9 protein-coding genes and 1 tRNA gene are annotated in these 12989 nt (G+C 67.5%); 9 read left to right on the top strand and 1 reads right to left on the bottom strand.

Going from position 1 to position 12989, the window contains the following annotated elements; translation table 11 throughout:
* Positions 1-80: 80 nt before the first annotated feature.
* From ACT009_RS04920 to ACT009_RS04905, 4 genes are all read left to right on the top strand, one after another.
* A tRNA-Val gene (locus tag ACT009_RS04920) sits at positions 81-155 on the top strand.
* A 166-nt stretch (positions 156-321) separates the two neighbouring features.
* A complete protein-coding gene (locus ACT009_RS04915; RefSeq protein ID WP_445193243.1) occupies positions 322-753 on the top strand; it encodes a hypothetical protein in 432 nt (143 codons plus the stop codon).
* Between the two features lie 252 nt (positions 754-1005).
* A complete protein-coding gene (locus ACT009_RS04910; RefSeq protein ID WP_445193242.1) occupies positions 1006-2601 on the top strand; it encodes a hypothetical protein in 1596 nt (531 codons plus the stop codon).
* A 92-nt stretch (positions 2602-2693) separates the two neighbouring features.
* The gene (locus ACT009_RS04905) at positions 2694-5486 is read left to right on the top strand and encodes a TonB-dependent receptor domain-containing protein (protein WP_445193241.1); all 2793 of its coding nucleotides are present in this window, start codon (positions 2694-2696) and stop codon (positions 5484-5486) included.
* Positions 5487-5752: 266 nt separating this feature from the next.
* Here the strand turns inward: ACT009_RS04905 and ACT009_RS04900 are convergent, their stop codons facing one another.
* Positions 5753-6415, bottom strand: a complete 663-nt coding sequence (locus ACT009_RS04900) for a prolyl hydroxylase family protein (protein ID WP_445193240.1) — start codon at positions 6413-6415, stop codon at positions 5753-5755.
* 116 nt (positions 6416-6531) lie between these two features.
* Here ACT009_RS04900 and ACT009_RS04895 point away from each other — a divergent pair, with 116 nt between their 5' ends.
* The 5 genes from ACT009_RS04895 (at position 6532) to gspG (ending at position 12976) form a co-directional block, all read left to right on the top strand.
* Complete coding sequence (locus ACT009_RS04895) at positions 6532-7416, top strand: type II secretion system protein N (protein WP_445193239.1); 885 nt, start codon at positions 6532-6534, stop codon at positions 7414-7416.
* Entirely contained in the window at positions 7413-9686 is a 2274-nt protein-coding gene (gene gspD, locus ACT009_RS04890) for a type II secretion system secretin GspD (protein WP_445193238.1), read from the top strand. Before ACT009_RS04895 ends, gspD begins: the two co-directional genes overlap by 4 nt.
* Before the next feature lie 95 nt (positions 9687-9781).
* Positions 9782-11272, top strand: a complete 1491-nt coding sequence (gspE, locus tag ACT009_RS04885; RefSeq protein ID WP_445194020.1) for a type II secretion system ATPase GspE — start codon at positions 9782-9784, stop codon at positions 11270-11272.
* Entirely contained in the window at positions 11265-12488 is a 1224-nt protein-coding gene (gspF, locus tag ACT009_RS04880) for a type II secretion system inner membrane protein GspF (protein WP_445193237.1), read from the top strand. Before gspE ends, gspF begins: the two co-directional genes overlap by 8 nt.
* Before the next feature lie 8 nt (positions 12489-12496).
* Positions 12497-12976, top strand: coding sequence for a type II secretion system major pseudopilin GspG (gene gspG, locus ACT009_RS04875; RefSeq protein ID WP_445193236.1), 480 nt, complete (start codon positions 12497-12499; stop codon positions 12974-12976).
* The last annotated feature ends 13 nt before the right edge of the window (positions 12977-12989 follow it).

The raw sequence follows: 12989 nt of genomic DNA, 5'->3' as shown, positions 1-12989 counted from the left end.
GGAGCGTCGGCGTGGCGGGGCTGGACAGCACGCGCTTCGCCGACTAATTGCCCGCCTCCGGTTTCGCCCGCAAGGCGTCCGGGCGCGTAGCTCAGTGGTAGAGCACTGTGTTCACACCGCAGGGGTCGCTGGTTCAATCCCAGCCGCGCCCACCATCTTCGAGAGGCAGGAAGCATCGGTTTCCTGCCTCTTCGTTTGTCCGGGCTCGCTCCAGGGCGGCTGAGTGGATCGATTGTCTGCACCAAGCTAAGTCCGTAGAGTTGATAGGTTTCGGGTGGGGGTGAGGCAATGAAGTCGAGAATAGCGAGGGCCGTAGCCTTGTTGGCGCTGTGCAGCGGCACAGCAACGGCACAGGTCGCGCCGCCGATGGGCAGTAGCCCGACACCGGGTGCCGGCCTGAACTACGACGCCTCGGCCCATGATAAGGCGACCGACTATTCGGCCCTGGACGATGTCAACAATGCAAGGCGAGCCAAGCGGGTCCAGCAAGTCGATGCGATTGGGTCAGTCGGCGGTGGTGCAGTGGCGGCCACCAGTGGCGATCTGCTGCCCGGCAGCCACATCTTCGATAAGCGCGGTCAGATGCTTGGCGATGTCGAGCGCGTCGATGCGCTCAGCGTGACGGTGGCGTCCGGTGCGGGCAGGGTCGCCGTTCCTGCCGAGGCTTTCGGCAAGAACAAGCGCGGACTGATGTTGGAGCTGACGAAGAAGCAGTTCGACGAGCTGGTGAAGTCAACTGTTCCCACCAAATAGCGACCACGTCGTCCGTCGTCATCGTCGGTGCTGACGCTGCGGGAGCGCCCTCGGCGCAGGTTGGCATGCCGCATATGGTTGCTGAACCTCACTGTAACCGGACTGTCACGGAAGTCTCATCGTAGAGTCATCATCGACCCCTAGGCGCCGGATCGGGATCGGCGTCGGGGGACCTGAGTCGATCGCTGGGCACTCCGCCCGCAACGCAACGAAATCGACCGGGAGTCTTCCGTCATGGCGAGCTACACGCGCTTGAGCCTTACTCTTCTCACCAGCGCCGCCGCGCTCGCGCTCGGCAGCTGCGGTGGCGCCGACAGCGTCGCTTCGCCGGGGGCGGGCACGGTCGTGATCAATCCGCCGGCACCCGCGCCGTCGCCGACCCCGACCCCGGGCGTCGCCGCGATCACTGCCGCGCAGTTCGCCGCGGTCACCACCGTCAACACCATCTCGGTCACCGCCGACGAGCAGTTCGCGCTGGTCAATGCGGGCAGCAACAACAACGTCAACGGCGTGTCGAACACGCTGAACGGCATCTACCCGACGAGCGCGACGTCGCTGACCCCGGCGACCGACCCGTCGACGCTCAACAGCTTCTTCACCAGCACCAACTTCGTCGGCGCGGTGAACGGGCCGACCGACACCGCCTTCCAGGGATGGACCTGTAATTCGTCGAGCGCGCAGTTCGGCGGGTCGGGCGCGGCCTGCACCGCGGTGCCCGCGATCGGCAGCGGCGGCGCCAGCGCCGCCTGCCCGACCGGCACGATCGACGACGGCCTGGTGCAGACGTTCCGCGCCTGCCGCCTGCCGACCGTCATTACCGGCACGCTCAACCTGCCGAAGATCGCGGGCGTGTTCTACCGCTTCCGCGGTCAGACCGAAGTCGGGACCGATGTCGGCACGACCGGCGCGGATTCGGGCGCTGTGCTGAACATCGAGCCGGGCGTGGTGCTCGCTGCCGACGGCAGCGAATCGACCAGCGACCTGCTGCTCGTCAACCGCGGTGCCAAGATCAACGCGGTCGGCACCGCGACCAACCCGATCATCTTCACCTCGCAGCAGAACCTGGCGGCCAACGCCGTCAGCGATGCGACGCAGGGGCAGTGGGGCGGGGTCATCCTGCTCGGTCGCGCGCCGGTCGGCGTGTGCGCCGCCGGCACCGGCCCGAACAATGCGGCGGGCAGCAGCACGACCTGCCAGCAAGCCATCGAGGGCGTCACCGGGCGCTTCTACGGCGGGCCGACCGCGGCGGACAGCAGCGGTGCGTTCCAGTACGTCCAGATCCGCTACAGCGGCATCGCGATCAGCGACGGCAACGAGCTGCAGGGCCTGACGCTGGGCGGCACTGGGTCGGGGACCGTGATCGACCACGTCCAGAGCCACAATTCGTCGGACGACGGCGTGGAGATCTTCGGCGGCACTACCAACATGAAATACATGGTGATGACCGGGGCCGACGATGACGGCTTCGACATCGACAACGGCTATCGCGGCTTCATCCAGTTTATGATCACCGCGCAGAAGCTGAGCGGCGCGACGTCCGATTCCTTCTCGACCGAGATCGATTCGAACAATGCCGAGGACCTGCTGCCGCGGACCTTCGGACGCTACGCCAACTTCACCTTCATCCAGACCGCGCTCGCCCCGGCGGCGATCCGGCTGCGTGGCGGGGCGGACATGACCTTCGTCAACGGCGTGGTGAAGACGCCGAACGGGGTCGCCTGTCTCAACGTCATCGCGGGCGAGCAGACCGCAGGCGGCCGGACCACCGTCCGTCCCGCCGATGCCGCGCTGCAGGACGTCGGGCCGCCGGTGTTCAACTCGATCTACTTCGCCTGCCAGGGCCGCTGAGCCCCGCACCAGGCATGACGAGCCGTGGAGCCGGGGTGGTCGCGAAGGCCGCCCCGGCTTCGCCTATGAATTCAAGATCGGGATACCAGGCCATGCACAAGCGCCTTGCCTATGGAACGCTTCTCCTGCTGACATCGACGCTGGTCGCCCCTGCGGCGCTCGCCCAGACCAGCGGCGGTGCGGCACCGGCGCCGGCGACCCCGCCGCCCGCCGCGACGCCGACCCCCGCCCCGCAGGCCGGCGCCGCGACGGGGGACGCCGCCGCCAGCGACCCCGCGCAACAGGAGACCGAAGTGTCGAGCCCGGGCTACGACGCGTCGGCGGGCGAGGACATCGTCGTGGTCGGTCGCAACATCCCCAACACCGTCCGCGCCACCGCGCAGGTGATCTCGGTGCTGTCCAGCGACGACATCGCGCGGACCGGCGAAGGCGATATCGCGGGCGCGCTGACCCGGGTTACCGGTCTCAGCGTCGTCGGCAACGGTTTCGTGTTCGTCCGCGGCCTCGGCGATCGCTATTCGTCGTCGTTGCTCAACGGATCGCCGCTGCCGAGCCCCGAGCCGCTGCGCCGGTCGGTGCCGCTCGACATCTTTCCGACCAGCATCGTCGGATCGGCGCTGGTGCAGAAGACCTATTCGGTCAACTACCCCGGCGAGTTCGGCGGCGGCGTCATCAACCTGACGACCAAGGCGATCCCGGAAAAGAACTTCATCTCGGCGGGCGCGTCGATCTCTGCGGACACCGCGACGACCAGCGAGCTCGGCTATACCTATGGCGGCGGAGATGCCGACTGGATCGGCTTCGACGACGGCACCCGCAAGGTGCCCGCGTTCATCCGCAACGCGCCGAAGGGCAGCGGGATCATCCCAACCGACCAGGTCGCGCAGCTGACCAACGCCAACACGACGCTGCTCCAGCGCAACAATCAGCTGCCCGCCAACTGGTCGGGCGAGCTCAGCAGCGGCACCGTGTTCGACATCGGCGCGGATCGGCTCGGCGTCGTCGCGTCGCTGAGCGCGAGCAATACGTTCCGGACGCGATCGACCACGCAGCAGGATTCGGTGTCGCAGGACGGCACACTGCGCAACGATTACCAGACGCTGCTGACCGACAACCGGATCGTCGCCAACGCGCTGATCGGCATCGGCTACCAGTTCGGCGAGAACACGATCCGCGCGACCACGGTCTACATCCACGACACGCTGAAGCAGGGGCGTGGTTCGTCGGCGACGCTGTACAACAATCCGAGCGGGCTGCGCTTCCAGCAGAACACCAACTGGTTCGAGCGGCAGCTGGTCGAGGGTCAGCTGGTCGGCGAATTCAAGTTCAACGATGCGGTGAAGCTAGACCTGCGTGGCGCCTATGCCAATTCGAAGCGCAACGCGCCGTACGAGCGGCAGTTCGACTATCTGTGTTCGCCGACGACCACGACGGGGCTGCCGATCACGGTCACCGATCCCAACGGATCGGAGGGTGCGCAGTGCAATGGGGCGTACCAGGTCACACAGCGCTTCTCGCCGTTCGCGTCGATCATCTTCAGCGCGCTGAAGGAGGATTTGTACAGCGGGCAGGGCGATCTGACCTACAAGCTCGACAGCGAACGGCCGTTCACGCTGTCGACCGGCTATTATTATGCCGACACCAAGCGCAATTCGACGCGGCTGCAGTTCAACTACCAGACCGATCGCGGCGGCGGCACCGCGCCGGGCTACCCCTACAATCTATTGCGGCCGGACTATCTGCTGTCGGTCGATTCGCTCAACGCCAACAACATCCAGCTGCAATTCAGCACGCCGCTGGGTGCCTATGCCTATGACGCCTCGCTGGAGATCCATGCGGGCTATGTCCAGGCCGAGGCGGAGGCGATCGACGGGGTGCGCGCCACGATCGGCGTCCGCTACGAGACCGCGGACGAGCGGGTGACCCCGATCGACAGCCCGACGACGCGGCTGAACAACGAATATTTCCTGCCGGCGTCGACGCTGACCTGGAACTTCGCGACCGACATGCAGCTGCGGGCGAGCGCGTCGAAGACCATCTCGCGGCCGCAGTTCCGCGAGCTGGCGCCACAGCAGTTCCGCGATCCGGATTCGGACCGGCTGTTCTTCGGCAACCCGCTGCTGCGCGATTCGAAGCTCTACAATCTGGAAGCGCGGTACGAATGGTTCTTCGCGCGCGACCAGCGCTTCACGCTCGGTGGCTTCTACAAGCGGATCGACAATCCGGTCGAACAAGTCGGCTTCTACACCGGCGCGGACGACCGGCTGCAGACCGGCTTTACCAACCTGCCGAGTGCGCGGCTGTACGGCGGCGAGGTCGAGGTGCAGAAGTTCTTTCCGCTCGATTTCCTGAAGAGCGACTTCTTCACGACGCGCCGTGCGGTGCTGATCGCGAACTACACCTATACTAACAGCTCGATCACGTCGGACGCGCAGTGCGTGCCGAACGTGCTGAACCAGACGCTCGGCGGGTGCCAGGCGGGCTTCGGGCCGGCGGCGACGCAGTTCCGTGACGGTGCGCCGCTGACCGGCCAGTCGGACCACCTTGTCAACGTCCAGCTCGGGATCGAGGATACGGGCTCGCTGTCGCAGCTGACGCTGTTGTTCAACTACGCCAGCGATCGCGTCACCAATCGCGGGCCGGCCAATCTCAGCGGCGTCGGCTTCCAGCCCGACATCATCGAGAAGCCGGGGATCCGGCTCGATCTGGTCGGGCGGCAGGGCTTCGAGGTGCTCGGCGGACGCTGGGAGCTGAAGGCCGAGGCACGCAACCTGACCGGCACCCGGTATCAGGAAAGCCAGACCTTCGACGGCGGCAACCAGGTGTTCATCAACCGCTACAAGCAGGGGCGGGTGTTCACGCTGGGGGTGAGCACGACGTTCTGAGGGAAGGTGCCCACTCCCGTCATCCCCGCGCAGGCAGACTTCTGTGAAAGGCGTAAATCCCGCGAGCATATAGCTGTATCCCCGCGCAGGCGGGGATCCAGGGTCAAGTAGAGCAACGGCTTATGGTTCTGCTTGGTCCTGGGCTCCCGCCTTCGCGGGAGCACAAACTTCGTTTCGCAGAGCTCGTCTGCGGAGGTATGATGGGCAGGGGGAGGGGCTGGCCTGCCTCTCGAGCATTCGCGGTTGCCGCGTCGCTGATCGTCCCCTCACCCCACCCACGGCAGCTCGCGAAACCATTTGGTGATCACGTATTTTACCCCGCTGCGCACCTTCATGCCGTGGTGGAGCGTGGCGGGGTTGAGGGTGCCGTCGAGGCGGCGGTTGTTCCAGGTGACGAGCTTGCCGGTTTCGGGCTGGACGATCTTGTCGATCGCTTTGAAGCGCGTCGCGCCGCCCGCGGCGGGTTCGTTGAGATAGACCATCACGGTCCACGTGCGGTTGCCCGATCGGCCGCAATAGCGTTCGAAGTCGATGCCCTGCGGCTCGAAATAGTCGGTATGGCCCTTGAACTCCTGCCCGACGGCGTAGCGCTGGCCCTGCAGCGGCTCGCCGTGGACAGGGTCGAGCCCGGTGAGTTCGGCGATCCGGCGTTCGACCTCGATCGTCACCGGATCGCTCGCGTCGAGATCGCCGGTTTCGCTGGTCCGGTAGGCGGTGTCGCCGTTGGGATCGGCGATCGTGGAAGGGCGGCGGACCGCGTCGATCCGCTCGATCACCGCGGCGCAGAGCGCGGCGTCGAGGAAGTCGCGCTTCACGAACAGCGTCAGTTTGGGCGAGGGCACGCGCTGGACCCCGGGGGCGGTGAGGATGCGATCGACGATCGGCTGCCCGTCCAACCCGCTACCTAATGAAAGATTAAGCTTTTCCATGAGATAAATCTGCCGCTCGCTTCCGTGGTGCGCTGGTGTTACCGTCCCGTTTCGGGCCATGACACATCATACCAGGATGCGTTGCGTAGGGCATCGAGCCGCGGACGGGGACGTGTATGCGATTGAAGTTCGACGCGCGTGCCAGTCGCATCCTGCGACGCCTGCCCGTCGTCAATATCTATTCGGTCGCGGAGCTGCTGCTGCTCGCGGGGCTCGCCGTGCAGGGCGCGCGGCTGGTGTGGGCGGTGCTGACCCCGGTGGCGCCGCTCGGTGACTGGCGCCCGGCGGCGCTGGTGGTGCCGGGGCAGCCCGGTTCGATCCTGGCGGGCTTCGATCCGTTCTTCCGGTTGGAGCAGGCGCAGCAGGGGCCGGCGGTGGTGACCGCGCTGGCGCTGACGTTGTTCGGGACCCGCGTCGACGAGGCATCGGGGCGCGGATCGGCGATCATCGCCGGCGCCGACGGCGTGCAGAACAGCGTCGCGGTCGGCGACGAGATCCAGCCCGGCGTCACGCTGAAGGCGGTTGCGTTCGACCATGTCACGATCGATCGCGGTGGCGCACAGGAGGATCTGTTCCTGGTCCAGGCCGATGCGACCCCGGCGTCGCCCGAGGCGAGCGGCGCACCGACGGGTGGGGGCTACACCCCGCCGGTCGTGCAGAGCCCCGGCGCGCTGCAGCCGCCACCGCCGCCGATCGGCGGCGCCGCGGCAGGCGGGGTGCCGGTGACCCAGCTGCGCAGCGAGATCGGCTTCATCCCGCGGATCGATTCCGGTCGGATCAGCGGGCTCGTGGTCCGATCGCAGGGCACCGGCACGGTGTTCCGACAGGCGGGGCTGCGCGACGGCGACGTCGTCACCTCGATCGGTGGCCGACCGGTGACCGGGCAGGGCGACCTCGAACGCGTCACCACGGACTTTGCCAAAGGGGGCAACATTCCCATAACAGTCGAGCGCGGCAGCAACACGCTGCCGCTCGCCATCACGATCGCTGCGAGTAAATGAAGAAGCTATTCCTGGCCTCGGCCCTGTCGCTTACCCCGATGCTGTCGATCGTCCTCGCCGCCCAGGCGCAGGCGCAGACCACACTCAACGTGCGCGATGCCGATATCCGCGCCTTCATCGCCGACGCCGCCAAGGTGACCGGGCGGACCTTCATCATCGACAACCGAGTACAGGGCAAGGTGACGGTGGTTACCGATCGGCCGCTGAGCCGGTCCGAATATCTCGAGATCTTCCTGGCGACGCTGCGCTCAAACGGGCTCGTCGCGGTGCCGTCTGCCAACGGCGCGTTCCGGGTCCAGCCGGTCGACAACGCCGCGTCGCAGCCCGGGCGGATCGGCAGCGCGGGGGCGGCGCGCAACAGCTTCGTCACCGAGATCGTCCGGCTGCGATCGATCGACGCGGCGAGCGCGGTGGAAACGGTGCGGCCGCTGGTCAGCGCGCAAGGATCGGTCAGCGCCAATCGCGGCAGCAACAGCCTGGTCATCGTCGATTTCACCGACAACATCCGCCGCGTGCGCGAGGTGATCCGGCGGATCGATACCGACAATGCGTCGACCCGCGTGATCGCGCTGAAGAACGCCAATGCCAAGGAAATCGCGGCAGCGCTGAGCGGCCTGTCCGGCGGCGGCGCGGGCGGCGCCGGCGGCGGCGGCGGATCGTCCGGCGTGGTCGGCGGCGCGGCGGTGTCGGTGATCGCGATCGAAAGCTCCAATTCGGTGGCGCTGCGCGGCGATGCCGCGACCGTCGCCAACCTGTCGCGGATCGCCGCGGAGCTGGACCAGAAGGCGAAGAGCGGGACCGAGATCCGCGTCGTGTTCCTGGAGAATGCCGACGCCGCACAATTGCTGCCGGTGCTCCAGCAGCTCGTGGGGCAGACTCCAGACCCGGTGCCGCAGACCAGCCTGTCGCAGTCGAGCTTCGGCCAGGGCGGCGCGAGCGGCAGCAGCGGCCAATCGGGCGGTTTCGGCGGTAACAATGGCGGCGGCTTCGGCCGCAGCAGCGGCGGGCAGGGGTTCGGCCAGCAGGTGCCGCAGGCGGGGGGCGCGGGCGGCGCACCCACCGAAGCCGCGATCACCACCCAGGGCGGGCGTACCGCAGCAGTAGTGACGCGCTTTTCGGGGGCCAACGCGATCGTCATCGCCGCGCCGGCGGACATCCAGCGGCAATTGTCCGAGGTGGTCCGCCAGCTCGACACGCGGCGCGAACAGGTCCTGATCGAGGCGATCGTCGCCGAGGTATCCGACACCACGGCCAAGGAACTCGGCGTCCAGCTGGCGATCGGCAACACCAAGACCGGGACCTTCGCCGCGACCTCCTATTCGGGATCGTCGCCGAGCCTGCTCACCATTGCGGGCGCGGTGGCGGCGACCAGGCTCGGCACCACGACGACGACGGTGACCGACCCCAACGGCAACACGACCACGTCGACGGGCAACAGTTCGTCCAATACGCTGCTGGAATCCGCGGTCAGCTCGATCATCGGGGCGAGCGGCGCACTGGGCGGGTTCGCGACGACGATCGGCGACACCGTTTTCGGCGGGATCATCAACGCGGTGAAACGCGATTCGACGTCCAACCTGCTGCAATCGCCGCACGTCACCACGCTCGACAATTCGCCCGCGCGCATCCTGGTCGGACAGGAGATCCCGATCACCACCGGGCAGGCGCTCAGCAACAATTTCGACAATGCGTTCCGCACCACCCAGCGCGAGAATGTCGGCATCGAGCTGGAGGTGAAGCCGCAGGTCAATTCGAGCGGCGCGATCAAGCTGGCGCTGCACCAGACAGTTAGCAGCATCTCCGGCACGGTGTCGGCCAAGAACGACGATTTGATCCTCAACAAGCGCGAGATCGAGACGACGCTGACCGTCGACGACGGCCAGATCGCCGTGATCGGCGGGCTGCTCGACGACAATGAGAGCCGCACGCTCGAGAAGATTCCGGTGCTCGGCGACATCCCCGGGCTCGGCGCACTGTTCCGCAACAAGGCGCGGTCGCGGACCAAGCGCAACCTGATGATCTTCATCCGCCCGACGATACTGCGCAGCGCCGCGGATACCCGTCGCGTGACCGAGCAGCGCTACGGCTACCTGCGCCTGCAGCAGGGCGTAGCGACGCCCGGCCGCGAGCCGTCGATCGACGAGCTGGTCCGCGACTATCTGGGCGCCGCGGCGCCGGTGCCGTCGACGCCGATCCCGGGCAATATCGAGGATCCGCGGATCGGCGTGCCGGTGCAGATCCCGCACCCCGGCGTCCGGAACAAGCGATGATCATCCGCCGCGGCAGCGAGGCGGTGGCGACGCCGGCGATGCTCGACGAGCCACGGGTGGCGGACACCGGCACGGTGGCGGAGGCGGCGCTGCCGATGCTCACCATCCCGTACGCGTTCGCGCGCAAGTTCGGCGTGGTGGTCCAGCATAGCGACACCGACAGCCACCTGACGATCGCGATGCGCGAGGGCGCGGATCCCAAGGCGCTGCTCGAGGTGCGGCGCTATCTCGGCCGTGCGTTCGACATCGGCTTCGTCGATGCCCCCGCGTTCGACCGGCTGCTGTCGGACAACTACGCGATGGACGGGCAGGCGCGGGCGCTGGCGGCGGTGGGGATGGGCGACGAGCTCGACCTGCTGGCCGGCGACCTGCCGACCGCGGAGGATCTGCTCGACACCGCGGACGATGCGCCCGCGATCCGGCTGATCAACGGCGTCATCGCCGATGCCGCGCGCAACGGCGTGTCGGACATCCATATCGAACCCTATGAGAGCGGCCTCGTCGTTCGGATGCGGATCGACGGCGTGTTGCGCGAGACGTTGCGGATGCCGCCGCACGTCGCACCGGTGGTCGTCAGCCGCGTGAAGGTGATGGCGCGGCTCGACATCGCCGAGCGGCGGGTGCCGCAGGACGGGCGGATGGGGCTGACGCTGGGCGGCAAGCTGCTCGACGTCCGCGTCTCCACCCTGCCGAGCCGCGCGGGCGAGCGCGTGGTGCTGCGCATCCTCGACAAGGACAATGCCGGGATCGACCTCGACGTGCTCGGGCTGACGCCGCAGCTCCATGCGCTGATGACCGAGGCGTTGAGCGAGCCCAACGGCATCATCCTGGTCACCGGCCCGACCGGATCGGGCAAGACCACCTCGCTCTACGCGGCGTTGCGCCAGCTGAACGACGGCAGCCGCAACATCCTGACCGTCGAGGACCCGGTCGAATATGCGATCGACGGGGTCGGGCAGACCCAGGTCAACGCCAAGGTCGGGCTGACCTTCGCGGCGGGGCTGCGCGCGATCCTCCGCCAGGATCCCGACGTGGTGATGGTCGGTGAGATCCGCGACCGCGAAACCGCGGAGATCGCGGTGCAGGCGTCCCTGACCGGGCATCTGGTGCTGTCGACGGTCCACACCAACGATGCGATCGGCGCGATCACGCGGATGCGCGACATGAAGGTCGAGCCGTTCCTGCTCGCCTCGACGCTGCGCGCGGTAATTGCGCAGCGGCTGGTGCGGCGGCTGTGCGAACATTGCCGGAAGCCGGTCGAGGCACGCGACGGCGTCGCCTCGCTGCTCGGCTTCGATCCCGGCGCGATCGTCTACGAGCCGGTCGGCTGCGACCAGTGCGGGCATAGCGGCTTCAAGGGGCGGATGGGCGTGTTCGAGGCGATCCGCATCGACGAGACCGTACGCCGGTTGATCAACGACGGCGGCGACGAGATCAGCATCGCCCGCCATGCCTTCGCCGGTGCGCCGACGCTGGGCGCCGCGGCGCGGCAGCTGGTGCGGGAGGGCAAGACCACCCCCGAAGAGGCGATCCGCGTATCGCGGCGCGACGCCACCGATCCGGTCGTGGACCTGGTCGATGGCTGATTACGACTTCATCGCGATCGACACCCGCGGCAACGAGCGCCGCGGGCATATCGCCGCGGAGACGATCGACGCCGCGCGCCATGCGCTCGACGCGCGCAAATATTATGTGGTGAAGATCGATCCCGGCGCGCCGCCGGTGGTACGGGGGCGCCCGCTGTTCGGCCTGCAGCTCGGCAAGCCGAAGATGAACACCAAGCATCTGACGCTGTTCACGCGACAGCTGGCGACGCTCAACCGGGTCTCGCCGCTGGAGGAATCGCTCCGCACGATCACCAAGCAGACCGAGCAGGAGAATATCCGCGTCATCGTCGAGCAGGTCCATGGCGGCGTCGTCGAGGGGCGTCGGCTGGCGGATTCGATGGCGCGCGAGCCGAAGAGCTTTCCGCCGCTTTACCGCGCGATGGTCGCGGCTGGGGAGAGTTCGGGGACGCTGCCGACGATCCTCGACCGGCTGGCGGCGTTGCTGGAGCGGCAGGCGGAGATCCGCGGCAAGCTGATCACCGCGCTCGCCTATCCGACGATCCTCGCGGTGGTCGCGCTCGGCGTGGTCGCGGCGCTGATGATGTTCGTGGTGCCGCAAGTCGTCGAACAGTTCGACAATGTCGGGCAGGCGCTGCCGTTCCTGACGCGGATGGTGATCGCGTTGTCGGATTTCCTGGTGAACTACTGGTGGGTGATGCTGCTCACCCTCGCGGCCGCGGGGTTCCTCGGGTGGCGCGCGCTGAAGGACCCGGGGCTGCGGCTGGCGTTCGACAGCTGGCTGCTGCGGATCCCGCTGCTCGGCCGGCTGCTGCGCGACCTGCACGCGGCGCGGATGGCGCGCACGCTCGGCACGATGGTCGCGAGCCGGCTGCCGCTGCTCGAGGGCCTGACGCTGACCGCAGGGACGATCCACAACCGCCGGCTGAAGCTGGCATCGGACGAGATCGTCGAGAACATCCGCGGCGGCGGCAGCCTGTCCGCGGCGATGCGACGGGCGGGCGTGTTCCCGCCGCTGCTGACCTACCTCGCCGCGAGTGGCGAAGCGGCGGGGCGGCTCGACGAGATGCTGGAACGCGCCGCCGATTACCTGGAACGCGAATTCGACCGCTTCACCGCGACCGCGCTGTCGTTGCTCGAACCCGCGATCATCGTGCTGATGGGCGGGATCGTAGCGACGATCGTGCTCGCGATCCTGCTGCCGATCCTCCAGCTCAACACGCTGGCAGGCCAATGAGGAAATTCATGCGTACCGACACCAAGAACCGCCGCCGCCGTCGCGAGGATGGCTTTACGCCCGTTAGGCGTTCCGCCGAACACGGCTTCACGCTGGTGGAGCTGATGGTCGTGATCGTGATCATCGGGCTGCTCGCGACGATCGTCGCGATCAACGTCCTGCCATCGGGGGATCGCGCGCGGACCGAAAAGGCGAAGGCGGACATCGCGCAGATCGAGGGCGGGCTCGAGCTGTACAAGCTGCAGAACATGACCTTCCCGAACACCTCGCAGGGGCTGAACGCGCTGGTGAGCGCGCCCGCGGGGCTGACCGATCCGTCACGGTATCAGGCGGGCGGCTATCTGAAGAAGCTGCCGAACGATCCGTGGGGCCGGCCCTATCTCTACGCATCGCCCGGCCAGCATGGCGAGGCAGACGTCTGGACCTTCGGCGCGGACGGCAAGGAAGGCGGCGAGGGGATCGATGCCGATATCGGCAATTGGCAATAAGCGCGTCGGATCG

The sequence above is a fragment of the Sphingomonas sp. Tas61C01 genome (assembly GCF_052567495.1).
Note: the sequence above shows the minus strand (reverse complement) of the source record. Positions and strands in the feature narration are given on the sequence as shown.

What these genes read in the sequence shown, in the direction of transcription:
- ACT009_RS04905 (WP_445193241.1), top strand. Translation starts at nt 2,694, where the DNA reads ATGCACAAGCGCCTTGCCTATGGAACGCTTCTCCTGCTGACATCGACG.
- ACT009_RS04900 (WP_445193240.1), bottom strand. Translation starts at nt 6,415, where the DNA reads ATGGAAAAGCTTAATCTTTCATTAGGTAGCGGGTTGGACGGGCAGCCG.
- ACT009_RS04895 (WP_445193239.1), top strand. Translation starts at nt 6,532, where the DNA reads ATGCGATTGAAGTTCGACGCGCGTGCCAGTCGCATCCTGCGACGCCTG.
- gspD (WP_445193238.1), top strand. Translation starts at nt 7,413, where the DNA reads ATGAAGAAGCTATTCCTGGCCTCGGCCCTGTCGCTTACCCCGATGCTG.
- gspE (WP_445194020.1), top strand. Translation starts at nt 9,782, where the DNA reads ATGCTCACCATCCCGTACGCGTTCGCGCGCAAGTTCGGCGTGGTGGTC.
- gspF (WP_445193237.1), top strand. Translation starts at nt 11,265, where the DNA reads ATGGCTGATTACGACTTCATCGCGATCGACACCCGCGGCAACGAGCGC.
- gspG (WP_445193236.1), top strand. Translation starts at nt 12,497, where the DNA reads ATGCGTACCGACACCAAGAACCGCCGCCGCCGTCGCGAGGATGGCTTT.